This is a genomic window from Streptomyces sediminimaris (assembly GCF_047049295.1).
In the GTDB taxonomy this organism is placed as follows: Bacteria; Actinomycetota; Actinomycetes; order Streptomycetales; family Streptomycetaceae; genus Streptomyces; species Streptomyces sediminimaris.
Map to the genome: position 1 here is coordinate 5,671,348 of NZ_JBJWOT010000001.1, position 25,552 is coordinate 5,696,899.

The 25,552-nt window shown below is 72.3% G+C and carries 21 protein-coding genes; 10 read left to right on the forward strand and 11 right to left on the reverse strand.

The window, feature by feature from the left end; all coding sequences use genetic code 11:
• The gene (locus ACJ9NR_RS26470) at positions 1–1,041 is read right to left on the reverse strand and encodes a DUF4097 family beta strand repeat-containing protein (protein ID WP_412493422.1); all 1,041 of its coding nucleotides are present in this window, start codon (positions 1,039–1,041) and stop codon (positions 1–3) included.
• Positions 1,042–1,187: 146 nt separating this feature from the next.
• Here ACJ9NR_RS26470 and ACJ9NR_RS26475 point away from each other — a divergent pair, with 146 nt between their 5' ends.
• Both ACJ9NR_RS26475 and ACJ9NR_RS26480 read left to right on the forward strand, forming a co-directional pair.
• Entirely contained in the window at positions 1,188–2,036 is an 849-nt protein-coding gene (locus ACJ9NR_RS26475) for a hypothetical protein (RefSeq protein WP_412493423.1), read from the forward strand.
• A 91-nt stretch (positions 2,037–2,127) separates the two neighbouring features.
• The gene (locus ACJ9NR_RS26480) at positions 2,128–2,307 is read left to right on the forward strand and encodes a DUF6104 family protein (RefSeq protein ID WP_003992906.1); all 180 of its coding nucleotides are present in this window, start codon (positions 2,128–2,130) and stop codon (positions 2,305–2,307) included.
• A gap of 96 nt (positions 2,308–2,403) precedes the next feature.
• Here ACJ9NR_RS26480 and ACJ9NR_RS26485 read toward each other — a convergent pair whose 3' ends face one another.
• The 4 genes from ACJ9NR_RS26485 to ACJ9NR_RS26500 form a co-directional block, all read right to left on the reverse strand.
• Positions 2,404–6,204 carry a multifunctional oxoglutarate decarboxylase/oxoglutarate dehydrogenase thiamine pyrophosphate-binding subunit/dihydrolipoyllysine-residue succinyltransferase subunit gene (locus ACJ9NR_RS26485; protein WP_412512738.1) on the reverse strand — a complete coding sequence of 1,267 codons (3,801 nt, stop codon included), beginning with the start codon at positions 6,202–6,204 and terminating at the stop codon, positions 2,404–2,406.
• A gap of 292 nt (positions 6,205–6,496) precedes the next feature.
• On the reverse strand, positions 6,497–7,603 hold the full coding sequence (locus ACJ9NR_RS26490) for a HAMP domain-containing sensor histidine kinase (protein WP_412493425.1): 1,107 nt from the start codon (positions 7,601–7,603) through the stop codon (positions 6,497–6,499).
• Positions 7,600–8,337: a response regulator transcription factor gene (locus ACJ9NR_RS26495; protein WP_412493426.1), complete on the reverse strand. Its 738-nt coding sequence runs from the start codon at positions 8,335–8,337 to the stop codon at positions 7,600–7,602. The genes ACJ9NR_RS26490 and ACJ9NR_RS26495 overlap by 4 nt, the downstream gene beginning before the upstream one ends.
• Before the next feature lie 133 nt (positions 8,338–8,470).
• Positions 8,471–9,148, reverse strand: a complete 678-nt coding sequence (locus tag ACJ9NR_RS26500) for a spermine/spermidine synthase domain-containing protein (RefSeq protein ID WP_412493427.1) — start codon at positions 9,146–9,148, stop codon at positions 8,471–8,473.
• Positions 9,149–9,574: 426 nt separating this feature from the next.
• On the opposite strand from ACJ9NR_RS26500, the gene ACJ9NR_RS26505 reads away from it, so the two are divergent.
• Positions 9,575–10,390, forward strand: a complete 816-nt coding sequence (locus ACJ9NR_RS26505) for a rhomboid-like protein (protein WP_412493428.1) — start codon at positions 9,575–9,577, stop codon at positions 10,388–10,390.
• A 757-nt stretch (positions 10,391–11,147) separates the two neighbouring features.
• The gene (gene lon, locus ACJ9NR_RS26510) at positions 11,148–13,568 is read left to right on the forward strand and encodes an endopeptidase La (RefSeq protein WP_412493429.1); all 2,421 of its coding nucleotides are present in this window, start codon (positions 11,148–11,150) and stop codon (positions 13,566–13,568) included.
• A 70-nt stretch (positions 13,569–13,638) separates the two neighbouring features.
• Here lon and ACJ9NR_RS26515 read toward each other — a convergent pair whose 3' ends face one another.
• Positions 13,639–14,457, reverse strand: a complete 819-nt coding sequence (locus ACJ9NR_RS26515) for a lysozyme (RefSeq protein WP_412493430.1) — start codon at positions 14,455–14,457, stop codon at positions 13,639–13,641.
• A gap of 273 nt (positions 14,458–14,730) precedes the next feature.
• Here ACJ9NR_RS26515 and ACJ9NR_RS26520 point away from each other — a divergent pair, with 273 nt between their 5' ends.
• Positions 14,731–15,222 carry a MarR family winged helix-turn-helix transcriptional regulator gene (locus tag ACJ9NR_RS26520; RefSeq protein ID WP_412493431.1) on the forward strand — a complete coding sequence of 164 codons (492 nt, stop codon included), beginning with the start codon at positions 14,731–14,733 and terminating at the stop codon, positions 15,220–15,222.
• Between the two features lie 270 nt (positions 15,223–15,492).
• Here ACJ9NR_RS26520 and ACJ9NR_RS26525 read toward each other — a convergent pair whose 3' ends face one another.
• Positions 15,493–16,278 (reverse strand): protein phosphatase 2C domain-containing protein, encoded by a 786-nt coding sequence (locus ACJ9NR_RS26525; protein WP_412493432.1) that lies wholly within the window; start codon positions 16,276–16,278, stop codon positions 15,493–15,495.
• Between the two features lie 378 nt (positions 16,279–16,656).
• On the opposite strand from ACJ9NR_RS26525, the gene ACJ9NR_RS26530 reads away from it, so the two are divergent.
• The 5 genes from ACJ9NR_RS26530 to ACJ9NR_RS26550 are packed head-to-tail and all read left to right on the forward strand — an operon-like array spanning position 16,657 to position 22,299.
• On the forward strand, positions 16,657–19,491 hold the full coding sequence (locus tag ACJ9NR_RS26530) for a sensor histidine kinase (protein WP_412493433.1): 2,835 nt from the start codon (positions 16,657–16,659) through the stop codon (positions 19,489–19,491).
• Entirely contained in the window at positions 19,488–19,985 is a 498-nt protein-coding gene (locus ACJ9NR_RS26535; protein ID WP_412493434.1) for a roadblock/LC7 domain-containing protein, read from the forward strand. Before ACJ9NR_RS26530 ends, ACJ9NR_RS26535 begins: the two co-directional genes overlap by 4 nt.
• Positions 19,982–20,395 (forward strand): DUF742 domain-containing protein, encoded by a 414-nt coding sequence (locus ACJ9NR_RS26540; RefSeq protein ID WP_412493435.1) that lies wholly within the window; start codon positions 19,982–19,984, stop codon positions 20,393–20,395. Before ACJ9NR_RS26535 ends, ACJ9NR_RS26540 begins: the two co-directional genes overlap by 4 nt.
• On the forward strand, positions 20,376–21,020 hold the full coding sequence (locus ACJ9NR_RS26545; RefSeq protein ID WP_412493436.1) for a GTP-binding protein: 645 nt from the start codon (positions 20,376–20,378) through the stop codon (positions 21,018–21,020). Before ACJ9NR_RS26540 ends, ACJ9NR_RS26545 begins: the two co-directional genes overlap by 20 nt.
• A gap of 25 nt (positions 21,021–21,045) precedes the next feature.
• Entirely contained in the window at positions 21,046–22,299 is a 1,254-nt protein-coding gene (locus tag ACJ9NR_RS26550) for a styrene monooxygenase/indole monooxygenase family protein (protein ID WP_412493437.1), read from the forward strand.
• On the opposite strand, the gene ACJ9NR_RS26555 is transcribed toward ACJ9NR_RS26550, so the two are convergent.
• From ACJ9NR_RS26555 to ACJ9NR_RS26570, 4 genes are all read right to left on the reverse strand, one after another.
• On the reverse strand, positions 22,272–23,411 hold the full coding sequence (locus ACJ9NR_RS26555) for a C40 family peptidase (protein WP_412493438.1): 1,140 nt from the start codon (positions 23,409–23,411) through the stop codon (positions 22,272–22,274). The genes ACJ9NR_RS26550 and ACJ9NR_RS26555 overlap by 28 nt on opposite strands.
• A gap of 103 nt (positions 23,412–23,514) precedes the next feature.
• Entirely contained in the window at positions 23,515–23,874 is a 360-nt protein-coding gene (locus ACJ9NR_RS26560; protein ID WP_412493439.1) for a DUF8847 domain-containing protein, read from the reverse strand.
• 10 nt (positions 23,875–23,884) lie between these two features.
• The gene (locus ACJ9NR_RS26565; RefSeq protein WP_412493440.1) at positions 23,885–24,538 is read right to left on the reverse strand and encodes a TetR/AcrR family transcriptional regulator; all 654 of its coding nucleotides are present in this window, start codon (positions 24,536–24,538) and stop codon (positions 23,885–23,887) included.
• 33 nt (positions 24,539–24,571) lie between these two features.
• Positions 24,572–25,510 carry an AurF N-oxygenase family protein gene (locus ACJ9NR_RS26570; RefSeq protein WP_412493441.1) on the reverse strand — a complete coding sequence of 313 codons (939 nt, stop codon included), beginning with the start codon at positions 25,508–25,510 and terminating at the stop codon, positions 24,572–24,574.
• Positions 25,511–25,552 lie beyond the last annotated feature (42 nt).

A 25,552-nucleotide genomic window follows, 5' to 3' on the forward strand; every position in this document is an offset into this window, starting at 1 on the left:
TCAGAGCACCTTCTTGTCGGTCGTGCTGTCGGCCGGGGCGTCGGTCGCGCCGTCGCCCGCACCGGAACCGGAATTGTCCCCCGAGTCGGCGTGCGGATCGTCCGCCGGGCTGCCCCCCGGACCTGTCTCGGCGCCCGTCTCCGGGGCCGCCGCGGGGATGTCCTCGGCGCGTATGTCCCCGGCGGGGGCGTCCTGCGGACCGGTGTCCTCGGGCTCCACGTCCCAGACCTCGTCCTCGGCCGGGGGCCTGCGCAGCAGGGCGATCGAGCCCGATACCGTCGTCGCCTTCAGGGTGCCGCTGCCCGAGCCGAGCCGGCCGGTGATCCGCTTGGCGCCCCACTGGCCGCTCACCCGCAGGTCCTCGAAGGCGTTGGAGACCGTGCCGCTCGCGGTGTTCGCCTCCACCTGCGCGTCCACCGGGTGGGGCAGCCGGATGGCGATCTCGCCCGAGACGCTGGTCAGGCTGATGTCGGTCGGGCGGCCCGCCGGATCGAGGTCGACGATCATCGAGCCGCTCACGGAGTCCGCCTTCACGGACGAGCCGGCCTCGACGACGGTCAGATCGCCGGAGACGGAGTTGAACCGCAGGTCACCACTGAGGGCCTGCGCCTCCATGTTCCCCGAGACGGTGTCCGCGCGGACCGGGCCGGTCAGCCCCACCAGCGTGGTGTCGCCGGTGACGCCCTTGACCTCCGTGCGTCCCTCGAGCCCGGAGACCACGGCCGTGGCACCGACGACGCCCACCTCGACGCGGGTGTCCGCCGGGACGGCGAGGGAGACGACGGCGCTGCGCCGCCAGCCCTTGCGGTCGAGCCACTTGAGGAAGCCCTTCCAGGGCAGGTCGTCGTAGGCCACCGTGAGGATGCCGTCCAGCTGGGTCACGGCGAGGGATGGGCCCTCGATCCGGGTGACTTCGAGGCGGGCGGAACCTTCGTCCGTCCCCACCACGTTCACCGTTCCGTTGACGATGCGTACGTGGAGTTCCCGTACGGGCTCGTCGAACGTCAGTTTCCTGGGCTCCGTGACGGACCACTCGGACATGGTGCAGACCTCCCCGTCGCAACGCGCCATATCGCGTCTCCTGCAATTCACGATATATCGCGGACAGGGAAAGTCAAGGCACTCGTTCCAGTGACCCGCGCCTCCCCGAAAATGACCAAGGGGGTGAATCGCCCTATTTTGGGGGCATGTCGACGGAAGTCCCTCGTACCGGTCCGGGCGGTCCCACCGGGCCCGCGCCCGGCGCCCTGCTGCTCTGCCGGGCGCTACCCGGGACCGTCGCCCTCGCCGCCCGTCTGCTGAACGAGCCACTGCTGCTCAGCGACGCAGGCGACGGCTGGAGCGTCCTCGTCCCCGAGGGCCGGCCGTGGCGGGACGGCGGTGAACCCGTCGACCGTGTCCTGACCGGCTGGGCCACCGCCCTCGCCGTCGGCGCCCGCTGGCCCGTGCTCGCCCTGTGGTGGGACGCCGACCGCGCCGGCTACACGCTCGCGGCCGGCTTCCGCCGTCCCGTCGGCTACGTCTGGCTCGCGAACGGCACCCCGGCCGGCGAGGACGAGGCGATGCGCACGTTCGCGGCCCGACTGGGCCTGGACCCGGTGCTGGACGTACAGACCCTGGACCACCTCACGGAACCCGACCCCGGGGCCGGATCCCGCGACCGCCTGCGCGCCCTGCTCGTCGTCCTCACGCGCGCCGGTGTCCGGCTGCCCGCCGACCTCGAGCCCGGCGAATCCGCCGACCGCCTCCGCGAGGCCGTCCGCGCCCGTCCGGGCACCCGCGCGGTCGAACCGGCAGGATGGCGCGAGGCGGTCCGCGCGGAAGGGCACGCCGCCGGCAGCCGCCTCGCTCCCCGGGCGCTCCGGCCCGGCGTCCCCGGGTCCCGCGCCCTGGCCCTCGCCCACCTGGCGACGGGCCTTCCGCTCACCCTGTGGGGCCTGCGGCGGCGCAGCGGGGGCTGGGTCGCGGCGGGGCTGCTGTTGCTGGCGCACGGGGCGGCGGGAACGGCGTACGAGCTGATGAGGCCGCGCGACTGACGCCGGGCGGTGCGGGACGTACGCGGTGCTCCCGCCGCTTGCCTAGGCTGGTGGCCGGACCCCGACGTACGGACGCACGCAGGAGAAACCCATGTACTTCACCGACCGCGGTATCGAGGAGCTGGAGAAGCGGCGCGGCGAGGAGGAGGTCACCTTCGAGTGGCTCGCCGAGCAGCTGCGGACGTTCGTCGACCTGAACCCGGACTTCGAGGTGCCGGTCGAGCGGCTGGCGACGTGGCTGGCCCGGCTGGACGACGAGGACGACGAGTAGCGAGCGGCGCGCGGCGGCGGCAGCCGCACGCCGAGGGCCCGGTGCCGAGTCGTCGAACTCGGCACCGGGCCCTCGTGGTCGCCGTGCGGCCGGGGCCTACGCCTCGAACACCTCACGCACCAGCTGCTCCTGCTCGGCCTGGTGCCGCTTCGCGGAACCGACCGCCGGGGAGGAGCTGTGCGGCCGCGAGATGCGGCGCAGGCGCTCGCCGTGCGGGACGTCCGCGCCGACCGCCAGGTCCAGGTGGTCGATCAGGTTGAGGGCGATGAACGGCCAGGCGCCCTGGTTCGCCGGCTCCTCCTGAGCCCACAGGTACTTCTCGACGTTCGGGTACTTGGCGATCTCCGCCTGGATCTCGGCGCCGGGCAGCGGGTAGAGCCGCTCGACGCGGACGAGGGCGATGTCCGTGACGCCGCGCTTGGTGCGCTCGGCCGCCAGGTCGTAGTACAGCTTGCCCGCCACGAAGACGACCTTGCGGACCGCGGCCGGGTCGACCGTCGAGTCGCCGATGACCGGGCGGAACTGACCCGAGGTGAACTCCTCCGTCTTCGACGCGGCGGCCTTCAGGCGCAGCATCGACTTCGGGGTGAAGACCACCAGCGGCTTGTGGTGCGGGTTGTGCACCTGCCACCGCAGGAGGTGGAAGTAGTTCGACGGCAGGGTCGGCATCGCGACCGTCATGTTGTTCTGCGCGCACAGCTGCAGGAAGCGCTCGACGCGGGCCGAGGAGTGGTCCGGGCCCTGGCCCTCGTAGCCGTGGGGGAGCAGGAGGGTGACGCCGGAGGTCTGGCCCCACTTCTGCTCGGCCGCCGAGATGTACTCGTCGACCACCGACTGCGCGCCGTTGACGAAGTCGCCGAACTGCGCCTCCCACATCACGAGCGCGTCGGGGCGGGCGAGCGAGTAGCCGTACTCGAAGCCCATGACCGCGTACTCGGAGAGCAGGGAGTCGTAGACGTTGTAGCGGGCCTGCTCCTCGGCGAGGTACTGCAGCGGCGTGAAGTCCTCGCCCGTCTCGCGGTCGATGAGCACCGCGTGGCGCTGGCCGAAGGTGCCGCGGCGGGAGTCCTGGCCGGACAGCCGGACCGGGGTGCCCTCCAGCAGCAGCGAGCCGATGGCGAGGGTCTCGCCCATGCCCCAGTCGATGGTGCCGTCCTCGACCATCGACGCCCGGCGCTGCAGCTGCGGCAGCAGACGCGGGTGGACGTGGAAGTGCTCGGGGATGCTGACCTGGGACTCGGCGATCCGCTTCACGACCTCCGAGGTGATCGCGGTGGTCACCGCGACCGGGAACTCGGCCTGCGGGTCCGACACCGGGGCGGTGCCCGGCTGCGACGTGGCCTCGCGGACCTCGGTGAAGACCTTCTCCAGCTGGCCCTGGTAGTCCTGCAGGGCCTGCTCGGCCTCCTCCAGGGTGATGTCGCCGCGACCGATCAGGGACTCGGTGTAGAGCTTGCGCACCGAGCGCTTCTTGTCGATCAGGTCGTACATCAGCGGCTGGGTGAAGGCCGGGTTGTCCGACTCGTTGTGGCCGCGGCGGCGGTAGCAGATGAGGTCGATCACCACGTCCTTGTTGAACGCCTGGCGGAACTCGAAGGCCAGCCGCGCGACGCGGACCACGGCCTCCGGGTCGTCGCCGTTCACGTGGAAGATCGGGGCCTCGATCATGCGCGCCACGTCGGTCGCGTACATCGACGAACGCGAGGACTCGGGGGCCGCGGTGAAGCCGACCTGGTTGTTGATGACGATGTGGACCGTGCCGCCCGTGCGGTAGCCGCGCAGCTGCGACATGTTCAGGGTCTCGGCCACCACGCCCTGGCCCGCGAAGGCCGCGTCACCGTGCAGGGCGACCGGCAGGACCGTGAAGTCCGTGCCGCCCTTGTTGATGATGTCCTGCTTGGCGCGGACGATGCCCTCGATGACCGGGTCGACCGTCTCCAGGTGGGAGGGGTTGGCGGCCAGCGAGACCTTGATCTGCTCGCCGTCCAGGCCGGTGAAGGTGCCCTGGGCGCCCAGGTGGTACTTCACGTCGCCGGAGCCGTGCATCGACTTCGGGTCGAGGTTGCCCTCGAACTCGCGGAAGATCTGCGCGTACGACTTGCCGACGATGTTGGCCAGCACGTTCAGCCGGCCGCGGTGGGCCATGCCGATGACGACCTCGTCCAGGCGGGACTCCGCCGCGCTGTCGAGGACCGCGTCCAGCAGCGGGATGACGGACTCGCCGCCCTCCAGGGAGAACCGCTTCTGGCCGACGTACTTCGTCTGCAGGAAGGTCTCGAAGGCCTCCGCCGCGTTCAGCCTGCGCAGGATGCGCAGCTGCTCCTCGCGCTCGGGCTTGGAGTGCGGGCGCTCCACGCGGTCCTGGATCCACTTGCGCTGCTTGGGGTCCTGGATGTGCATGAACTCGATGCCGATGGTGCGGCAGTACGAGTCGCGCAGCACACCGAGGATGTCGCGCAGCTTCATCAGGGACTTGCCGGAGAAGCCGCCGACGGCGAACTCGCGCTCCAGGTCCCACAGCGTGAGGCCGTGCTCGGTGATGTCCAGGTCGGGGTGCTTGCGCTGGCTGTACTCCAGCGGGTCGGTGTCGGCCATGACGTGGCCGCGGACCCGGTAGGAGTGGATCAGCTCGAAGACCCGGGCGGCCTTGGTGACGTCGTCGTCGTGGCTGGCGTCGATGTCCCTGAGCCAGCGGACCGGCTCGTAGGGGATGCGCAGGGCCTCGAAGATCTCGTCGAAGAAGCCGTTCTCGCCCAGCAGCAGGTTCGCGACCTGGCGCAGGAACTCGCCGGAGGCGGCGCCCTGGATGACCCGGTGGTCGTAGGTCGACGTGAGCGTCATGACCTTCGAGATGCCGAGCTTGTTCAGGGTGTCCTGGGAGGTGCCCTGGAACTCCGCGGGGTAGTCCATGGCGCCGACGCCCAGGATCACCGACTGGCCGGGCATCAGGCGCGGCACCGAGTGGACGGTGCCGAGGCCGCCGGGGTTGGTCAGGGACACCGTCACACCGGTGAAGTCGTCCATCGTCAGCTTGCCCTCGCGGGCGCGGCGGACGATGTCCTCGTAGGCCTGCCAGAACTCGAAGAAGTTCAGCGTCTCGGCCTTCTTGATGGCCGCGACGACCAGCTGGCGGTCGCCGTTGGGCTTCACCAGGTCGATGGCCAGACCGAGGTTGACGTGCTCCGGCTTGACCAGGGTGGGCTTGCCGTCCTTCTCCGCGAAGGAGTGGTTCATCGACGGCATGGCCTTGATGGCCTGCACCATCGCGTAGCCGATCAGGTGCGTGAAGGAGATCTTCCCGCCCCGGGCGCGCTTGAGGTGGTTGTTGATGACGATGCGGTTGTCGAACAGCAGCTTCACCGGGACCGCGCGCACGGACGTGGCCGTGGGCAGCTCCAGCGAGGCGTTCATGTTCTTCGCCACGGCGGCGGCGGGGCCGCGCAGGGGCACCAGCTCGGGGCCGGCTGCGGACGCCGTCGCGGGCTCGGCCTTCGGCGCGGGCTTGGCGGCGGCGGGCCTGGCGGCCGGCTCGGCCGGGGCCTTCGCGGCGGCCGGCTGCGCGGGCGCGGGCTTCGGGGCCGGGGCAGCCGCGGGGGCGGCCGGGGCCTGAGCGGTGGACGCGGGCGCCGGGGAGGGGGTCTCTGCGGCCCCCGCGGCCGCAGTACCCGCCGGAGCCGGGGCGGCAGCCCCGGGCTTGTAGTCGGCGAAGAAGTCCCACCAGGCTCGGTCTACCGAATTCGGGTCCTGGAGGTACTGCTGATAGATCTCGTCGACGAGCCACTCGTTGGGACCGAACGCGGCCGCGGGGTTCTTGCCCGCTTGGTCGGCGTCGGTCGTGGGGGCACCACCCTCCCGAAGGGTGGGGGAGCTCGAGTTACTGGGGGACTGTGGCGACACGGCGGCAACCGCCCTCTTCCGCTTCACAAGGTGATGGACAGCGGGAATAAAGGCTACGCCCCCAAGACCCGTAAGGTCAGGCCGGGCAGGTTCATCGTCGTGTAAGTCACACCGGAAACCGTGTTTCGGGCCCGGAAATGGCGGGAAACAAGCGGGGTTCCGGTTCGAAAAAACCTGGGGCGCGAAACGCCTGGACAGGCCCACCGCGCCCGGCCCGCGGGCGCCTGCCTGATCACACGTGTCCGTCAGCGCGGACGCCAGTGGATCTTGGGGCTCCGGTGCGGACTTTACGTCAACTTTGAACGGTTGTCTCTCCCGGAAGAGTGACACGGATCCGGCAGCCGCGCTCGGATTCGGCCACGCCGATCCCGCCACCGTGCAGGTCGACGGCCCAGCGGGCGATCGCCAGCCCCAGCCCCGTACCGCCGTCGCCGCCGTGTCCGTTGGACCCGCCCGCGCTGCCGCGGTTGAAGCGCTCGAAGACGCGGTGCCACTCCGAGCGGGGAATGCCGGGGCCCTCGTCGAACACCTCCAGCTCCAGCGACTCCGGCTGCGCGCCGCGCCGCGCCTTCACGGTGACCCGGCCGTGCGGCGGACTGTGCTTGACCGCGTTGTCGATGAGATTCGCCACCACCTGGTGGATGCGCTCGGGGTCGGCGTGCGCGGTCAGCTCCGGCGGGGAGACGTCGAGGTGCAGATGGACGTCCGTGCGCGTGTGGGTGCCGGAGCCGGAGGCGATGCCCGCGCGCGCGGGCACGGCCATGTTGGCCTCCTTCAGCACGCCGGACAGGTACGGCCACACCTCGAAGCGCCGGCGGCGCAGCGGTACGACGCCGTTGTCCAGGCGCGAGAGGTCCAGCAGCGTCTCCACCAGCCGGCCGAGCCGCTCGGTCTGCTTCAGCGCCGTGCGCATGGTCTCCGGGTCGGCGGGCGAGACGCCGTCCACGATGTTCTCCAGGACGGCCCTGAGGCCCGCGATGGGGGTGCGCAGCTCGTGCGAGACGTTCGCCACCAGTTCCTTGCGCTGCCGCTCCTGGGCCTCCAGGTCGTCGGCCATGCGGTTGATCGTCTGCGCCAGGTCGCCCAGTTCGTCGCGGCGGTTCTCGCGCACCCGGCGGGTGTAGTCGCCGTGCGAGATGGCGCGGGCCACGGCGTTCATGTCGTCCAGCGGCGCGGTGAGCGAATGGGCCACGAACTGGGTGATGAGCAGGGTGGCGATCATCGAGAAGACGGTGATGAAGCGCAGCTCCGTCGCCGTGCGCATCGCGATCATCATCAGCCCGGTGGTGATGAGTACCGCGATGACGACCAGTGCGCCCAGCTTCGTCTTGATCGAGAACGGGCGCAGGCTGCCCCAGGGCTCCCCGGGGCTTCTCCGTACGGCTGGACCGCCACTCATGGCGTCGGGGTCTCCAGCGCGTAACCCACGCCGTGCACCGTGCGGATCCGCTCGGCGCCGATCTTCCGGCGCAGCGCCTTGATGTGGCTGTCGACCGTACGGGTGCCGGAGGCGTCCGCCCAGTCCCACACCTCGGCCAGCAGCTGCTCGCGGGAGAGCACCGCGCGCGGGGTGTTCGCCAGGCACACCAGCAGGTCGAACTCGGTCGGCGTGAGGTGCACGTCCTCCGAGTGCACGCGCACCCGGCGCTGCGCGTGGTCGATCTCCAGCTCGCCCAGGCGCAGGATGCCGCTCCTCGGCGTCGCGGCCGCCAGCGCGGCCCGCTCCACCCGGCGCAGCAGCACGTGCACGCGGGCGGCCAGCTCCCGCATGGAGAACGGCTTGGTCATGTAGTCGTCGGCACCGACGCCGAGTCCGACCAGCATGTCGGTCTCGTCGTCGCGCGCGGTGAGCATCAGCACCGGCACCGGACGGGCGGCCTGCACCCGCCGGCAGACCTCCAGGCCGTCGAAGCCCGGCAGCATGATGTCGAGGATCAGCAGATCGGGCTGCCAGGCCTCGGCGGTGTCGACGGCGGCCGGGCCGTCGCCCGCGGTCTGCACGAGGAAGCCCTCGGCGCGCAGGCGGGTGGCGATGGCTTCGACGATGGTCGGGTCGTCCTCGACCACCAGCACCCGGCGCTGTGCGCCCGGAGTCGCCGTCGTGCCGCTGTGGGATGTGTGGGTCTGCTCCATCGCCCGCCCCTGAGTTGCTTTCCGGAATGCGTGGGGTCATTCCTTCTGACTGGCCGTGCCTGCGCATGCTTGCGATTGACGCTTGAATGATCCGCGTCAGAGAAGCAGAGTACGGGGAGTCACCGTCCTGCGGCTATCCAGGTCGGACGGCGATGTGCACGGCGTCCGGAACGCCCCGGGCAACGGGGATCTCTTCGGTACGCACCTGTTGGAACCCGGCATTCCACAAGGTTCCTTCAAATTCCGGAGAGGGCTGTGCCGACCAGACGGCCAGTATGCCGCCCGGCTTCAACACCCTTGCGCAGCTTGTGAGTCCGGTCGGCGAGTAGAGGCCCTCGTTGCCCTCGGTGACGGTCCAGCCGGGGCCGTTGTCGATGTCCAGGCACAGCGCGTCGTACGTGGCGGATGTCTCATCCAGGTAGGTGACGAGATCCGCCTCGACGATCTCTGTGCGCGGATCGGCGACGGCCCGCGCCGAAAGGGCGGCGAGGGGTCCGTCGCGGTGCCAGTCGACGATGGCGCGCTCGCGCTCCACGACCGTGATCGCGCCCCAGCAGGGGTCGGCGGCGGCGTGTGCGAGCGAGAATCCCACTCCCAGTCCGCCGATCAGCACGCGCGGCCGCGGGCGGGCGCCCAGGGCGTCGCGCGCGGCGTCGACCAGCAGCCGCTCCGAGCGGCCGTCCGAGGTGTCCATGAGGAAGCAGCCGTTGGCGATGATCTGCAGCAACTCGCCGTGCCGGCGCAGCACGACCTCGCCGTACGGGCCCTCGCGGCGGTCCAGGACCACAGGGGTGTCATAGGTGGTGGTCATGGGCCCCATCCTGCCCGAACCGGTGGTGACGGCCACGGGAATTCACGGGAGGCCCCGGGTATGAGGCCCCGGGTGTCCGGAGCGGATCGCGGTGGGGCGGAAGGGGAGCGGAACCGGCGCGCCGGACGGCTCGGGAGGCACGGGAAGCTCGGGCGGCGCGCGGCGCTACGGGTCGCGTACGGCGCTACGGGTCGCGTACGGCGTCGAAGGACCGCGCACGGCGTCAAGTACCGCGCGCACCGCACCGTTTCGCGCGTCGAGCGCGCCCGTCGAACGTGCCCGTCGAGCGCGCTCGCGGCGCCGCCCGTGCCGCCCGCACCGAGAAGCGTGAGAGGTTGCTGAGAATCGGCTTTCGCGTGGTGTCGGTCACAGACAGGGGTCCGCGTGGCTGCGAAGGGTGGGGCGCGACGGAAGGAGCGCCCCACCGTGGAACCCACCGCGACGGCCGGAACCGACCCCTCGGCCGCGCCCCCTTCCGAGGTGTCCGGACTCCCCGGCGCAGGTGAACTCCCCGCTGTGGCCGGGCTCCTGGACGGGATGCCGCGTCAGCGCGGCGGGCCGCGCCTCGCCCGGGCCTCTGGGCCCGCCCCGGCGGGCCTGCGGTCCCTCGGCCGCCTCAGGCGCCTCCTGCCGACGCCCGCCGGCACGCCGTTCACCTTCGGCTACGCGGCCGTCCTGGCCCTCACCTCGCTGTTCAGCGCCTACGCCGCCGCCCCCCTCGTCCTCGCCCTGCGACAGGCGTCCAGCACCGATGTGGCGCACCTGCTGCGGTCGCCCGCGGTGGTGCTGCTGGCCAGCGCGCTGTGGATCGCGGGCGGGCTCGTCTCGCCGTTCGTGGGCTGCTTCCTGCTCGTGCTGACCGCGCTGGAGCGCCGGATAGGCGGGGCGCGCACGGCCGTCGTCTTCCTGGCCGGGCACGTCCTGGCCACCGTGGTGACCGAGGGCGTCGTCGGCCTCGCCGTTCTGGCGGGTCATCTCCCCGGCAGTTCCCTGCACCGCCTCGACTACGGCATCAGCTTCGGCGTCGCCGCGGGCGTGGGCGCCCTGGCCGGACTGCTGAGGCCGTGGCTGCGCCTGCCGGTGCTGCTCCTGTTCGGCGGCATGCAGGTCCAGAGCCTGCTCGCATTCACCGACCCGATGACGAACTGGGGCCATCTGACAGCGCTGGCGACGGGCATCGCGACCTGGCCGCTGGTCAGGCGCTGGCACCGGGAGACCCGGGCACGCGCGTCCTGGACCTAGGCTCATCCCCGCGCTCGACGAGCACTGTCAGACCGACCCGTGCGCGCGCGTCCTGGACCCAGGGCCTGCTGCGGAAGCCGGCGCCTCCGGAACCGCGCGTTCCTTCCGGCCTCCGCGCCTCCGCGTTCCTTCCGGCCTCCGCGTTCCTTCCGGCCTCCGCGCCTCCGCGTTCCTTCCGGCCTCCGCGTTCCTTCCGGCCTCCGCGCTCCTTCCGGCCTCCGCACCTCCACGCTCCTTCCGGCCTCCGCGCCTCCGCGTTCCTTCCGGCCTCCGCGCTCCTTCCGGCCTCCGCACCTCCACGCTCCTTCGGGCCTCCGCGCCTCCGCGCCTCCGCTCTCCTTCCGGACCGCCGCGCGTCTCCCGGACCCGCACCGTCCCCTCGCCCGACGGGCGGACGCCCCGGTCGGGGGCGCGCGTCTGGGTGTACCGCCGCTCCGGGGCGTTCCGTTCGTGCGCGCCGCGGGTGGCGAGGGTGGGCGGAGCGGGCCGCCGGTCGGCCCGGCGCGGTGCCCAGCACACCAGCCCGCGCCCGCAACTGCCGCCGCGGGGTGGTGTGCTGGGCGAGACGGTGGGGGTGCCGGGTGCGGAGGACGCCGTGGTCGGGGGCCCACCGGCCCAGTGTGGCCGCCGCGCCGTCGAGCCCCGTACCGGGCTTCGCCGTGATCGCTGACAGCGAACGGCACGGAGCGGAGGGAACAACGGCGGAGCCCCGTGCATTGAGTCGGCATAGCTCAACTTGACTGCCGAAGGGGAGATCATGGCTTCGACGTCCACACCGCTCACCCTGCCCGTGCTGCCGCTCGACGACGAGGTCGTGCTGCCCGGCATGGTGGTCCCGCTGGACCTCAACGACGCCGACGTACGCGCCGCGGTGGAGGCCGCCCAGGCCGCCGCCCGGTCCGAGCCCGGGAAGCCCAAGGTCCTCCTGGTTCCACGCATCGACGGGACGTACGCGAGCACCGGTGTCCTCGGCACCGTCGAGCAGGTCGGCCGGCTGGCCGACGGTGACCCGGGCGCGCTGATCCGCGGCCGCGGCCGCGTGAAGATCGGCGCCGGCACCACCGGGCCGGGTGCGGCGCTGTGGGTCGAGGGCACGCGGATCGACGAGACCGTTCCCGAGCCGCTGCCCGGTCACGTCGCCGAACTGGTCAAGGAGTACAAGGCCCTCGCCACCGCCTGGCTGCGCAAGCGCGGCGCCTGGCAGGTCGTGGACCGTGTGCAGGCCATCGACGACGTGTCCCAGCTGGCCGACAACTCCGGCTACTCGCCCTTCCTGACCACCGAGCAGAAGATCGAACTGCTGGAGACCGCCGACCCGCTCGCCCGCCTCAAGCTCGCCACCCAGCAGCTGCGCGACCACCTGGCCGAGCAGGACGTGGCGGAGACCATCGCCAAGGACGTCCAGGAGGGCGTCGACAAGCAGCAGCGGGAGTTCCTGCTGCGCCGTCAGCTGGAGGCCGTGCGCAAGGAACTGCGCGAGCTGAACGGCGACGGCAAGGACCCGGCCGAGGAGTCCGACGACTACCGCGCCCGCGTCGAGGCCGCCGACCTGCCGGAGAAGGTCCGGGAGGCCGCCCTCAAGGAGGTCGACAAGCTGGAGCGGTCCAGCGACCAGTCGCCCGAGGGCTCCTGGATCCGCACCTGGCTGGACACGATCCTCGAACTGCCGTGGAACGACCGGACCGAGGACGCCTACGACATCCAGGGCGCCAAGGCCGTCCTCGACGCCGAGCACGCGGGCCTGGAGGACGTGAAGGAACGCATCACCGAGTACCTGGCGGTCCGCAAGCGCCGCACCGACCGCGGTCTCGGCGTGATCGGCGGCCGCCGCGGCGGCGCCGTCCTCGCCCTCGTCGGCCCGCCCGGCGTCGGCAAGACCTCGCTCGGCGAGTCGGTCGCGCACGCCATGGGCCGCAAGTTCGTGCGCGTCGCGCTCGGCGGCGTCCGCGACGAGGCCGAGATCCGCGGCCACCGCCGTACGTACGTGGGGGCGCTGCCCGGCCGGATCGTCCGCGCGATCAAGGAGGCCGGCTCGATGAACCCGGTCGTCCTGCTCGACGAGATCGACAAGGTGGGCTCCGACTTCCGGGGTGACCCCGCGGCCGCCCTCCTGGAGGTCCTGGACCCGGCGCAGAACCACACCTTCCGCGACCACTACCTGGAGGTCGAGCTCGACCTGTCGGACGTGGTCTTCCTCGCCACGGCGAACGTCCTGGAGGCGATCCCCGAGGCCCTGCTGGACCGTATGGAACTGGTGCGCCTGGACGGCTACACCGAGGACGAGAAGGTCGTCATCGCCCGCGACCACCTGCTCCCGCGCCAGCTGGAGCGGGCGGGCCTGGACAAGGACGAGGTGACCCTGGACGAGAGCGCCCTGCGCAAGCTCGCCGGCGAGTACACGCGTGAGGCGGGCGTGCGCACCCTGGAGCGGTCGATCGCCCGGCTGCTGCGCAAGGTCGCGGCCCAGCACGAACTGGGCGACCGGGAGCTGCCGTTCACCATCACGGACGGTGACCTGCGCGGCCTGATCGGCCGTCCGCACCACGTCCCGGAGTCGGCCCAGGATCCGGCGGAGCGCCGGACGTCCGTGCCCGGTGTGGCGACGGGCCTGGCGGTCACCGGCGCGGGCGGCGACGTCCTGTTCGTCGAGGCGTCCCTCGCGGACCCCGAGACGGGCGCGGCGGGCCTGACGCTCACCGGCCAGCTCGGCGACGTCATGAAGGAGAGCGCGCAGATCGCCTTGTCCTTCCTGCGCTCGCACGGCGCGGAACTGGAGCTGCCGGTCGCCGACCTCAAGGAACGGGGTGTGCACATCCACTTCCCGGCGGGCGCGGTGCCGAAGGACGGCCCGAGCGCCGGCGTCACGATGACGACGGCCCTGGCGTCCCTGCTGTCGGGCCGCCTGGTCCGCACGGACGTGGCGATGACCGGTGAGGTCTCGCTGACCGGCCGGGTGCTGCCGATCGGCGGGGTGAAGCAGAAGCTGCTGGCCGCGCAGCGGGCGGGGGTCACCACGGTGATCATCCCCAAGCGCAACGAACCCGACCTGGACGACGTCCCGGCCGAGGTGCTGGACAAGCTCGACGTCCACACCGTGACCGACGTCCGCCAGGTTCTTCAACTGGCGCTCGCGCCCGCGACGAGCGGCGCCGAGCCGGAGGTTCCGGTGGCGGCGTGACGGACGCCGCCGGACAGGCAGGGCCCGGGTCCCGTGAGGGAGGCCCGGGCCCTCGCCGTACGCGGGCGTCTCAGCCGTTCGCGAGCGCCTGGACGCGGTCCAGCGCGCCGTTGAACTTGTCGTGATCGCCGACGGTCGGCCCGGACGAGGTGTACTGCCACATCGTGTAGTAGCCCCAGCCGGCCGGCAGGGTCCCGGCGGTCGACGCGTACCGGGCGATCCACAGCGGGTTGCTGGAGGCGAAGCCGCCGTAGTTGCCGGTGCAGTCGCTCCACCAGCTGGTGGCCGTGTAGATCACGGCGTCCCGCCCCGTGCGGGCCCGGTAGGTGTTCAGGAAGTCGGCGATCCAGCTGACCATGCCGCTCGCCGACTTGCCGTAGCACGCGGCGCCGTAGGGGTTCCACTCGATGTCGAGGACACCGGGGAGGGTCTTGCCGTCCCTGGACCAGCCGCCGCCGTGGTCGACGAAGTAGTTCGCCTGGGTCGCGCCGCTGGTGGTGTCGGGGGTGGCGAAGTGGTAAGCGCCGCGGATCATGCCGACGTTGTACGAGCCGTTGTACTGCTGGGTGAAGTACGGGTTCGTGTAGTACGTCCCCTCGGTCGCCTTGGTGTACGCCCACCTCACCCCGCTGCTCCACAGGGTCGACCAGGCGACGTTGCCCTGGTGGCCCGAGACGTCGACGCCCTCGGTCTGGGTGGCGTCGGCGGAGGAGGGGGTGCCGCCGCTGCCGTCGTGGGCGGCGACGCCCATGCCCATGCGGGCGGAGCCGCGGGCCGGGATGTCCGCCGCGGAGGCGGGGACGGCGAGGACGAGGGAGAGGGCGGCCAGCAGGAGTCCGGCGAGTAACACGCGCCGGGGGCGTACCGGTCCGGGTCTGTGCACGGGCATGGCGTGCCTCCGAAAGCTCGGTGATGCTCTGTGGGGGAGGACCTGCACCGCCCGGGTCGCAGGGCGGTGCGAGGCCGTTGCCCGGCCATCGGGAGGAATGGCGTGGGCATGTCAGTCGGTGTTCCGGTACCGAAGCTACGCACGTAGAAGAGCGCGTGGAAGGGGGGCCGGGGGCTGCCGTTGGTCTAGCCCTGCGAAATACTTGGAGAGCTGCGGCAACGACGGGGACTGGCGGAAACTTTCAGGTTCAGGAAAACCGAGGCAGGGACTGACGTGCACGAAGGCGAGAACGCGGAAGGGCGCCGGCTCCCGGCGAAACCGTCACCGAGTGGTGCAGACCAGGAATACCTGTCCCTGGAACGCGAGTTGACGATCCTCTTCCGGCGCGCCCGCGCCAATCAGGGCGAGATGGCCCGCGAGGTCCACCCCGACCTGGAGTCGGCGGCGTACGGCCTGCTGATCCGTCTCGACGAGTGCGGCCGCCAGCGCGCGACCGAACTCGCCGCGTACATCGGTGTCGGCAAGGCCACCATGTCCCGCCAGTTGCGCGCCCTGGAGGACCTGGGGCTGGTCGCCCGCGAGCCCGACCCCGCCGACGGCCGCGCCTGGCTGGTTCACCTCACGGACGGGGGTCACGACCGCGTCCGCAAGGTCCGCGAGGCCCGCCGGGCCCGCTACGTCAGCCAGCTCAACCACTGGGACCGCCGCGAGGTCGCGGAGCTGGCCCGCCTGCTGGGCCGACTGAACCGAGGCATGGAGAAGTAGGACGCAACGCCCCCGGGCGCCACGGTGCCGGCGTGCCGCCCCGGGCGCACCGGTGGCGGCGCACTGCCCTCCGGGCGTCACCGTGCCGGCGTGCCGCCCTCCGGGCGCCATCGTGCCGGCGTGCCGCCCTCCGGGCGCCATCGTGCCGGCGTGCCGCCCTCCGGGCGCCATCGTGCCGGCGTGCCGCCCTCCGGGCGCCATCGTGCCGGCGTGCCGCCCCCCGGGCGTCACCGTGCCGGCGTGCCGCCCCCCGGGCGTCACCGTGCCGCCTCACAGCCCCACGACCACCACAGTCGCGTCGTCGTGCGTCTTGCTCCGGCGCAGGAACACCCGTTCGGTGTCCGCGGTCTCCAGGGCGCGCACCCGCTGGACCAGGGCGCGGGCGCCCTCCTTGGCCAGCAGGCGGAAGCAGTCCTCCCAGGTGCCCTCGCGGAACCTCTCCACCCAGCGGGCGGCGCCGTCGGTGAGGGCCGCGAGGGCGCGTACCTCCTCCCGGGGGAGCGTGCCCGTGACCGCGCGGCCGGCGACCGCCGGATCCGCCGCCGCCGTGAAGAAGCCGCCCTCCTTGTTGCGCACCGTCGCGTCCGCGATCGCGTCCGTCGCCAGGGACGAGCGCGGGAGGCGGGACAGCCGGTCGTCCAGTACGGCCGTCACCGAACCCTCCGGTGACTCCACGAGCAGGGTGGAGTCCGAGAGGACCAGGTACTCGACGGCCTGTGTTCCCCAGCGCGCCACGACCACTGTTGCCTGAGGTGTGCGTGGGTGAGAAAGGTCACAAGTGGCGACATGTGCTGCGGCTGTGCGGGCGATGGCGCGGGAGAGGACCTCGGGCAGCGGAACATCCGGGAGGGAAACGGTCAGTTCGGTCAGGGCGCCGCCGAGGCGCGCGACGTACCAGGGAACGGAATGCAGACAGCCGGTCGCGCCCCGCGGGGGCGTCACCCCGTCCAGTACGACCACGGCGCCGCCCTGTCCGGAGGCGGGCAGCGCGACGGCGGCGAAGTCCTCGTTGGGGCGGGCGGGATCACCTGGCTCCGAAACAACTTCCGTACGCATCCGGCCAGTCTGCACGACGTCTTCACAAGGTGCGCAAAAGGCTGACACCGATGGCCGAATCGGTGCACCCGCGCAGGTCAGGCGCCTGATTTGAGGTGGAATCCGTTGTTCCAGGAAGGCGTGGCGGCGAATATTGCCACCGTCTCGCGCGGACGTCCAACCGGCCCGCCGCGCGGGGCCGCTGCACGCGCCCGCGGAACTTGCCCGCCAACTCCCCTCCGATGTTCACTCCTTCGGGTGGCGGGTCAGGTGATGCTCGGCCACTGCCCACCGGCACTGGGAGGGTCGGGGACCGTACCGAGGGAGCGCGCGGTCGGCATGAGTTGACGGAGCGTCACCCGGGCCCATGAGTATCACGAGTCAGGAATGCGAGCACCGGTGCAGAAGACGCGGCCTCGTCGCACAGGCAAGCAGACGGACCCCGGGGCGGGAGCGGAGCGCACGCCCGCGGGCAGCGCCACCGCCGGCAAGGGCCGCCCCACGCATGTCCGCAACCGTCTCGTCGTCGCCGTGGCCGTCGTGGCCGCCGCCATCGCCGGGGCGGGGCTTCCCTCCGTCCTCGCCGCCTCCACGCAACTGTCGGACTCCCAGGACCTGGTGACGCTCGCCGGGCAGACCCAGGACGCCCTCGCGCTGGCGCACTCGCTCGCCGACGAGCGGGACGAGGTGACCGCGTACATCGCCGCCGGCCGGCCCAAGTCCAAGGCGCCGGGCGAGCAGACGAGCGCCCGCGTCGACCGGCAGGTCGAGGAGCTGCGGCAGGACCCCGACATCTCCTCCACCCTCCGCGGCGACCTCGACGACGTCGCCGCGGTGCGCCGCTCCGCGCTCACCGGCAAGAGCAGCGCCCTCCAGGCCCACGACGCGTACTCGGCCGTCATCACCGAACTGCACCGGCTCGCCGGGCGGCTGGCGGACCGTACGCCGCCGCGCGCCGGATCGGGCGCGCACGCGCTGGCCGAGCTGGACTCCGCCGTGCAGCAGTCCGCCGCCGCCCGCGGGCTCCTCGTCGCGGCCCTCGACGTCCCCTCGTCCACCCAGACGGTCATCAGCCCGGTCACCGGCCTGCCGGTGCGGACCACCACCTCCTCGGCGGCCGACACCAAGCAGCGCGACGCGCTGACCGCCGCCGCCCAGCAGGCCCGCCTGCGCTCCGACGCGGCCCTCGCCGACTTCCGCGACACCGCGCCCAAGTCCGCCCGGGACTCCTACGACTCCACGGTCACCGGACCCGAGGTGAACTCCGCGGAGAAGTACCTCGCCTCGCTGACCGACCAGCCGACGCTCTCCACCTCCGAACTCGACACCAGCGCCTCGAAGGTCGACACCGCGCTCTCCGCCCGCGTCGACGCCATGCGCGGCGCGGAGTCCGCCCTCTACGACCGCCGTACCAAGGACCTCGCCCGACTGCGCGACGACGACGTCAGCGCGCTGGAGCTGCGCATCGCCGTCCTCGGCGCCCTGATGCTGGTCGCCGTCGGCATCGCCACGGCCATGGCGCGCAGCCTCACCCGCCCGCTCTCCGTGCTGCGCCGCGGCTCGGCCCGGCTGGCCCAGGCGGAGAACCCCGCCGCCGAGGAACCGGTCACCTTCACCGGCCGCAACGACGAGTTCGCGCAGGTCGTCCGCTCCGTCAACGCCCTGCACGCGCACGCCGCCGCCCTGCACGAGCGCGTCGCCACCCTGGAGGCCGACCGCAAGCACCTGGTCGGCCAGCGCCAGAAGATGGCCGACGCCCGCGAGGAGCTGCGCTCCGAACTCGCCGGCTCCGCCACCCAGCTGGAGCGGATGCGGGAGAGCATCGGCGGCACGTTCGTGAACCTGGCCCTGCGCACCCTGGGCCTGGTCGAGCGCCAGCTGGGCGTCATCGAGAGCCTGGAGGAGCGCGAGCACGACCCGGACCGGCTCGCCACCCTCTTCAAGCTCGACCACTTCGCCACGGTGATGCGCCGGCACAGCGAGAACCTCCTGGTCCTGGCCGGCACCGAGCACGTCCAGCAGAGCGCGCACCCCGTTCCCCTGGTCGACGTGGTACGCGCCGCGGTCAGCGAGATCGAGCGCTACGAGCGCGTCCGCATCGCCGTGCTGCCGCCGCACGCGCACGTCGCGGGCTTCGCCGCCGACGACCTGTCCCACCTGCTGGCGGAACTGATGGAGAACGCCACCACGTTCTCCCCGCCCGACCTGCCGGTCGAGATCTCGGGCTGGCTCCTGGAGAACGGCGAGGTCATGCTCTCCGTCCAGGACGAGGGCATCGGCATGACCGGCGAGCGCATGACCCGCCTCAACGCCCGCCTCACCGAGTTCGACCCGGACTCGCCCTACGACCACGAGAGCGAGGAGGGCCTCGGCCTCGGTCTCTACGTCGTCGCCCGCCTCGCCCACCGCCACGGCGTGCGCGTGCAGCTGCGCGAGCAGAAGCAGGGCGGCGTGGCGGCGGTCGTGGTCCTGCCGCAGGCCCTGCTGGCGGCGGCCCCCTCGGCCGCGGTGCCGGCCGCGTCCGCACCCGTGTCCGGCTCCGCCCACTCCTTCTCCCTGCCGGGCGCCGACGCCGAGGCCAACTCCAACGAGCTGTACGCCCGCCACAAGACGGCCGACCCGCTGGTCGCCCTCGCGGAGCAGGCGGAGCAGGCGGCCCGGCGCTCCACCGAGGCCGCGGCCGGGGCGGCCGGCGCCGAGGCCGGGGCCGAGGAGGCCGACGAGCACGCGCCGTCCCCGGCCGAGACCACGATGGAACTCCTGATCCCGGTCCAGCCGACGGAAGCGGACCCCCTGCGGCACGAGCCGGCGGCCCCGCGGCACGCCCGCCCGGACGCCGCGGCCACCGCCGGCGAGGGGCTCCCGCAAGCGCCACCCGCGCCCGGTGGCGAAAGACTCGCGGGCGGTGCGGGCGGGTTCGCGCCGGCCGGGGGCGAGACCGAGGCGGAACACGAGCGCGCCCCGGACGAGGAGCAGCCCGTCACCGCCAAGGGCCTCCCCAAGCGCACGCCCAGGATCACCGCACCGGCCGAGACCCGGCCGCAACGCCCCCGCACCGTCGACGCGGAGGCCCTCCGCAGGCGTCTCGGCGGCTTCCGCCAGGGCGCCCAGGCCGGCTACCGCGACGTGGAGACGGAGATCGCCGAGAGGACGGCCCAGCACGAGGTGCCGACCACCGAAACAGCTGTGACCGAAGAAGCCACGGGGGGCACTGTCGAGGAGGCAAGCAGTTGACCGCGCCCAGTACCTTCGGACTGAGCAGTGAAGCACGCAATCTCCACTGGCTGCTGACGAACCTGGTCGAGGAGGTGCCGGGCATCCAGTCGGTGGCCGTGGTCTCCTCCGACGGCCTGCTGCTGCTCTCCTCCGACCCCGGCCGCAACGCCGAGGCCGCGGCCCCGCGCGCACCGGGCGGCCCGCGGGGTTCGGCCGCCGACCTCGCCACCATCGTCTCCGGCATCGGCAGCCTCACCATCGGTGCGGCCAAGCTGATGGACTCCGGCAGGGTGAAGCACACGATGGTCGCGATGGACGAGGGCAGCCTGTTCGTCATGTCGATCAGCGACGGCTCGCTGCTCGGGGTGCACGGCTCCGCCGACTGCGACATGAGCGTGGTGGCGTACCACATGGCGCTCTTCGTCGGCCGGGCCGGCCATGTGCTGACCCCCGAACTCCGCACCGAGCTGCGAAAATCCCTCGAGCAGGAGTCCGCCGGGAGCGCCCGATGAGCAGTTCAGCGAAGAAACTCCCCGTCCGCGGCGCCGAGCGCAAACCGGCCCGGGTGCGCCCCTATTCGCTCACCGGGGGCCGGACGCGGTTCGGTCACGTCCTCCTCGTGGAGACGTTCGTGGCCGCGCTGGAGGCCCCCGAGGAGCGCAAGGAGCTGACCGGGGGAGGCGGCAACGGCGGCCGGGTGATGCCCGAGATGCTCGCCATCGTCGAACTGTGCCGCCGTATGCGCACGGTGGCCGAGATCGCCGCGCTGCTGAAGATGCCGCTGGGCGTGGTCCGCGTGCTGCTCAGCGACCTCGCGGACCAGGGAAAGATCCGTGTGTACGGCACCGGGACCGGTCACGGCACGGGCCGCCCGGACCGCGCGCTGCTGGAAAGGGTGCTGAATGGACTCCGTCGCCTCTGACGCCGCCGTCTCCACCGGCGTCACCCCGCTCGTCGACGTGGACGAGGACCTGCAGTCCTGGCAGACGGACCGCACCCGCGCCCCGATCGCGACGAAGATAGTCGTGGCGGGGGGCTTCGGCGTCGGCAAGACCACGCTGGTCACCGCCGTCTCGGAGATCACGCCCCTGCAGACCGAGGCGCTGATGACGGAGGCGAGCGAGGAGACCGACGACCTCACCTCGACGCCCGGCAAGCTGACCACCACCGTGGCGATGGACTTCGGCCGTCTCACCCTCGACGACGACCTGGTGCTCTACCTGTTCGGCACGCCGGGGCAGCAGCGGTTCTGGTTCATGTGGGACGACCTGGTGCGCGGTGCGATCGGCGCCGTCGTCATGGCCGACACCCGCCGCCTGAAGGACTGCTTCCCGGCGCTCGACTACTTCGAGAGCTGCGGACTGCCGTACGTCGTCGCGGTCAACCACTTCGACGGCAGCGAGCTGTTCGAACCGGAGGACGTGCGGGAGGCATTGACGATCCCCGCGCACATACCTGTAATGATCATGGATGCGCGCCGCCGGATCTCGGTGATCGAGACCCTCCTGTCCCTCGTGGGCCACGCGCTCGACGAAACACCCGAGTGAACCCCCGTTAGGAGCCCTCACCCGCATGCGGAAGATACTCGTCGTCGGAGCCGGCCAGTCCGGCCTCCAGCTCGCCCTCGGCCTACAGTCGCACGGGTACGAGGTCACCCTGATGTCGAACCGGACGGCGGACGAGATCCGCTCCGGCCGGGTCATGTCCACGCAGTGCATGTTCCACACGGCCCTCCAGCACGAGCGTGACCTCCAGCTGAACTTCTGGGAGTCCCAGGCCCCGAAGATCGAGGGACTCGGCGTCTCGGTCGCGGCCCCTGGCTCCTGGAGCGAGGGCCCCGCGGCCCGTGCCATCGACTGGGTGGGCAAGCTCGACGGGTTCGCCCAGTCGGTCGACCAGCGGGTGAAGATGGCCGGCTGGATGGAGACGTTCGCGCAGCGCGGCGGCCAGCTGGTCATCCACGGCGCGGCGGTCTCCGACCTGGACTACTTCTCCCGTACGTACGACCTGGTGCTGGTGTCGGCGGGCAAGGGCGAGCTGGTGTCCATGTTCGGCCGGGACGCCTCCCGTTCGCCCTACAGCGAGCCGCAGCGGGCCCTGGCGGTCGCCTACGTCCACGGCCTCGGCCCCCGTCCGGAGCACCCGGACTACTACGCCGTGCGCTGCAACCTGGTTCCCGGGGTCGGCGAGCTGTTCGTGATGCCGACGCTCACCACCTCCGGTCCGGCGGACATCCTGTTCTGGGAGGGCGTACCCGGCGGCCCGCTCGACGTCTTCAACGGCGTCAAGGACCCGGCGGAGCACCTCTCCCTGACCCTGAAGCTCATGGAGAGGTTCACGCCCTGGGAGCACGCTCGGGCGACCAAGGCCGAACTGACCGACGCCGGCGGCACGTTGGCCGGCCGCTACGCGCCCACCGTCCGCAACCCCGTCGGCCGGCTCCCCGGTGGGGGCCTGGTGCTGGGCGTCGCGGACGTCGTCGTCGCCAACGACCCGATCACCGGCCAGGGCTCCAACTCGGCCTCCAAGTGCGCGGCCGCGTACCTCGCCTCGATCCTCGAGCACGGCGAGAAGGAGTTCGACGAGGCCTGGATGCGCAGCACCTTCGACCGGTACTGGGACACCGCGCAGCACGTCACCAAGTGGACGAACGCCATGCTGGCGCCTCCGCCGGAGCACATCCTCAACCTGATCGGCGCCGCCGGCCAGCTCCAGCCCGTCGCCGACCGGTTCGCCAACGGCTTCAACAACCCGGCCGACTTCGAGAACTTCTTCTATGAGCCCGAGAAGACGGAGGCCTACCTGGCCTCGGTGACCGGTGCCTGATCACCGGTCGGCCGGGCGTCGGTGCCCTGGTCCCCGGTCGGCCGGGCGTCGGTGCCCTGGTCCCCGGTCCGCTGCTCACCGTCCGGACGGACGGCCCCCAGCACCGGGTACGTCGCGATGGGCGAGACCTTGATCTTCTCGCCGGTGCGCGGGGCCTGGATCACCAGGCCGTGGCCCAGGTACATCGCGACGTGGGTGGCCTCGGGGAAGTAGACCACCAGATCGCCCGGGCGCAGCTGCCGGAGGGGCACCCTCGGCAGTTGCGCCCACTGCTCCTGGCTGGTGCGCGGGATCGGCGTGCCCGCCCGGTCCCAGGCCTGTGACGTCAGGCCCGAGCAGTCGTAGGACGCCGGGCCCTCGGCGCCCCATCGGTACGGCTTGCCGAGCTGCCGCACGGCGTACCGCACCGCCCGGTCGCCCTCCGGCGACGGCGCGCGCTCGCCGCCCAGCGCGCCGGAGGCGAGGAGGCGCCGCTGCGCGTCGTCCACTCCGTTCTTCTCCAGCTCGGCGAGTGCGCTCAGCTGTTCGGGGGTGAGGGAGACGAGCAGCTCCTCGACCTTCTTCAGCCGTCCCCGGACCTCGTCCCGGTCCTTCTTCTGCCGGGCGGCGAGGGAGAGCTGCCGGTCGAGGGCCTTGCGGGCGCTGCGGGCGAGCGCGTCGGCCTTCTTCTCGGTGCCGGTCAGCCGCCCCACCGTCTCGGCCCGCTCCCGCGCCAGCCGGCCGACCACATGGCCCTGGTCGAGGGCCTGCTGCGGGTCGCGGGCGAGCAGCAGTCGTACGTAGGGGGAGATGTCGGTGCTGCCCTGGTACTGCTCCCGGGCCAGGCGGCCCGCCGCGCTCCGGCTGTCCTGCAGCGTCAGCCGGGCCCTGGCCAGCGCGCGGTCCAGCCGGGCCACCTCGGCGCGCTGCTTCCTCAGCTTATCCGCGGTGGCGTCGTAGGTCTCGGTGGCCTGCTCGGCCTGGCGGTACAGCCGCTGAAGGTCCGTCAGCTGCGCGGCGACGGTGCGGCCGCCGGGCTCGGGCGCGGGCGCGGCCGTGGCGGGCAGCGGCGCGAGGATGCTGCCGGCGGCCACTGCCGCCGTGCACACCAGACGCAGAACCTTTCCTGACACGCCATCACCTCCGGTGCGGGGCGGCCCTTCCGCTCCGCACAGTGAGGTGTTGACGGCGGCGCCGCGCACGCGCGCCGGGTGTGCGCGGTTCGGCGCAATGCCGTCACCCGTCGGTGGCGTCCGGCCCGCCGCCCGGCGTGGCGTCCGGCCCGGAGCCCGGCGGGGTGCCCGGTCCGCCGCCCTGCGGGGTGTCCGGCGCGGTGTCCGGCTTGGACCACGGCCACTTCGGCCGGTCCGCCCTGCCCGTGGGGTCGTAGGCGTACTTCCAGCCCTGGGGCAGCCCGAGCCGGCTGCTCCGGCCGCTCGGGACGCGCCGGTAGACGACCACGGTGGGCGGGCCGCCGGCGGCGTCCGGGACCGGGATGCGGTACGTCTTGGGCGGGTGCCCGGTGGGGCCCACGAGAACGGGCAGCACGCGGCCGTCCATCGGTCCGCCCTCGAAGGGGGTGTCTTCGCTCTTCACGCCACCAGTGTCAGACATCCTCGGCCAGCGCCCGCACCAGCGCGGCGGTCTGGGCGTCCCGGCCCGCGGTGACCGAGAGCACGGCCACGAACTGGTCGACCAGCCAGTCCCGCAGTTCGTCCAGGGGCGGCTGCTTGTCCTCGTCGAGCCAGATCAGGGAGGCCGCCTCGACCGCGGTGATCCACATCCGCACGGTCATGCGCAGCCGCAGGTCCGGTCCTGTGACCCCGAGGTGGTCGAGGATGTGCTCCGCGGCGGCCCGGCGCACGCCGTCCACGATGGCGGTCGTACGGGAGGTCTCGACCACGCTGCCGCCCTGCAGCAGCGCGCTGAACCCGGCGTCGTGCTCGTCGACGAAGGCGAGATAGCGGTCGAGGGCGCGCGCCAGCCGGGACAGGAGCGGGCCCTGCCGCGGCTCGTCGAAGCACTTCTGGAGTTCCTCGGCGGCCGACCGCAGAGCCGCCTCGTACAGCTGCTGCTTGCCGCCCGGGAAGTACCGGTAGACCAGCGGCCGCGACACCCCGGCCGCCTCCGCCACGTCGTCGAGGGAGACGTCCTCGGGGGCGCGGTGGGCGAAGAGTCCGAGCGCGGAGTCGAGGAGCTGCCTGCGCCGCTCCTCGACGCTCAGGCGGCGGTAGGCGGGGGTGGCGGCGGGCGGGGTCATGCCTCGCAGCGTAACCGGCCGCCCGCGGGTCTCCTATGCCAGCAGTCCGGAGGACCTCCACAACCGGCGCCCCACGCCCCGCAGCACCCCGATCTCGTCCAGGAAGTCGGTGAGCCGCCTGGCCCCGGTCTGCATGACCTCCCGCCGGTGCCCGCTCGCCTTCACCTGGGCCACCGCCGCGCGCCTGTCCAGTCCCACGTTCGTGTAGACCTCGGGGTTCACGAAGGCGACGGAGAAGACCCGCGCGAACTCGCCGGAGGTGACCCGCGTGAACTCCTGCGACCACTTCGGGGCGGTCATCATCTGCCGCCGCAGCTCCTCACGGGCGTAGCGCACGTGCCGGGCCTCCTCGACGACGTGGATGCGGGTGACGCCGCGGATCAGGGGCTGCACCCGCTCGTCCGGGAAGGTCAGCCGCTGCATCCAGTCCAGGACCTCCTCGCCCAGCAGCGTCGCCGTGAAGGAGCCCGGCGTGGTCGAGACCGTCTTGAAGAGCCGGCCCAGGTTCTGGTGCACGCGGGCCACCGGGTACCAGGGCGCGTCCCCGCGCGCTATCAGCCGGGCGAACATCTTCGAGTGCCGGCACTCGTCCTCGATCTCGGTGAGCGCGTACCGCACGTGCGCGCTCGTGGCCGCCTTGTCGTAGATGTGCCGGCACAGCAGCTGCATCAGGATGATCTCGAACCAGATGCCGAGCGAGGCGAGCGCGGCGGCCTCGTGCTGGGAGAGCAGGATCCGCTGCTCCTCGCTCATCCGCCGCCACATCGGCGTGCCGTACAGCGACACCAGCTCCGGCGGCCAGAACCACTTGCCCTCCTCGAAGGGGGCGTCCCAGTCCAGCTCCCGGTCCGGGTCGAAGGAGTGCTTGGCGGAGGAGGCGAGGAGCCGCTCGGCCACCTGTTCGCGGTCCTTGAGCGCTCCGAGCGCGTCGCGCAGACCCTCCAGTGCGTCCGCTTCCGTCAGGATCGTCATGGTTCTTCCACCTCGTTACCGGGGGTCACATCCTCCACCGGT

Excerpts from the sequence above, each read along its gene's own strand:
- ACJ9NR_RS26565 (WP_412493440.1), bottom strand. The coding sequence starts at position 24,538 with ATGACCCCGCCCGCCGCCACCCCCGCCTACCGCCGCCTGAGCGTCGAG.
- ACJ9NR_RS26525 (WP_412493432.1), bottom strand. The coding sequence starts at position 16,278 with ATGCGTACGGAAGTTGTTTCGGAGCCAGGTGATCCCGCCCGCCCCAAC.
- ACJ9NR_RS26540 (WP_412493435.1), top strand. The coding sequence starts at position 19,982 with ATGAGCAGTTCAGCGAAGAAACTCCCCGTCCGCGGCGCCGAGCGCAAA.
- ACJ9NR_RS26470 (WP_412493422.1), bottom strand. The coding sequence starts at position 1,041 with ATGTCCGAGTGGTCCGTCACGGAGCCCAGGAAACTGACGTTCGACGAG.
- ACJ9NR_RS26515 (WP_412493430.1), bottom strand. The coding sequence starts at position 14,457 with ATGCCCGTGCACAGACCCGGACCGGTACGCCCCCGGCGCGTGTTACTC.
- ACJ9NR_RS26490 (WP_412493425.1), bottom strand. The coding sequence starts at position 7,603 with ATGAGTGGCGGTCCAGCCGTACGGAGAAGCCCCGGGGAGCCCTGGGGC.
- ACJ9NR_RS26545 (WP_412493436.1), top strand. The coding sequence starts at position 20,376 with ATGGACTCCGTCGCCTCTGACGCCGCCGTCTCCACCGGCGTCACCCCG.
- ACJ9NR_RS26480 (WP_003992906.1), top strand. The coding sequence starts at position 2,128 with ATGTACTTCACCGACCGCGGTATCGAGGAGCTGGAGAAGCGGCGCGGC.
- ACJ9NR_RS26495 (WP_412493426.1), bottom strand. The coding sequence starts at position 8,337 with ATGGAGCAGACCCACACATCCCACAGCGGCACGACGGCGACTCCGGGC.
- lon (WP_412493429.1), top strand. The coding sequence starts at position 11,148 with ATGGCTTCGACGTCCACACCGCTCACCCTGCCCGTGCTGCCGCTCGAC.
- ACJ9NR_RS26550 (WP_412493437.1), top strand. The coding sequence starts at position 21,046 with ATGCGGAAGATACTCGTCGTCGGAGCCGGCCAGTCCGGCCTCCAGCTC.
- ACJ9NR_RS26475 (WP_412493423.1), top strand. The coding sequence starts at position 1,188 with ATGTCGACGGAAGTCCCTCGTACCGGTCCGGGCGGTCCCACCGGGCCC.
- ACJ9NR_RS26570 (WP_412493441.1), bottom strand. The coding sequence starts at position 25,510 with ATGACGATCCTGACGGAAGCGGACGCACTGGAGGGTCTGCGCGACGCG.
- ACJ9NR_RS26500 (WP_412493427.1), bottom strand. The coding sequence starts at position 9,148 with ATGACCACCACCTATGACACCCCTGTGGTCCTGGACCGCCGCGAGGGC.